The organism is Mesorhizobium sp. BHbdii (assembly GCF_053848045.1).
This window is the reverse complement of the sequence record NZ_JBSPKX010000332.1, coordinates 1-394: the sequence shown is the minus strand read 5'-3', so window position 1 is coordinate 394 and position 394 is coordinate 1. Positions and strand designations below refer to the sequence as shown.

Annotated in this window: 1 protein-coding gene; it reads right to left on the bottom strand. The window is 62.9% G+C overall.

All coding sequences use genetic code 11. The features are described from left to right. Positions 1-39: 39 nt before the first annotated feature. Positions 40-394 (bottom strand): Lrp/AsnC family transcriptional regulator (locus tag ACWTU8_RS33300; RefSeq protein WP_455851439.1); only part of this gene is annotated, 355 nt, incomplete at its 5' end.

The window sequence follows — 394 nt, the reverse complement described above, 5'->3', positions numbered from 1 at the left end:
CTCTCTATTGTGCCGTCGACGCAGACGATCTCTCCGACCCTAGGCCGATGCCGGCAACAACTCGGCCACGGGCAGTGTGATTTCGTCCTTCACGGTCTTGGTGACGATGTAGGTGAAGTAACAATCTATGCCGATCTCGCGGTCGAGCAAGCCGTCGACAAGGCGCTGGTAGGCGTCGATGTCGCGCGCCATCACCTTCAGCACATAGTCGACGCCGCCGCCAACCGACCAGCAGGCGATGATCTCGGGGATGTCGCGGATGACGCGCTCGAAGCGGTCGAAATCGGCCTGGCGATGGCTGGCTAGCGTCACCTCCATCAGCACGGTGGCGACCGGTGCCAGGACACGCATGGCGACGCGGGCATGGTAGCCCGACACGATGCCGGCCTTTTCC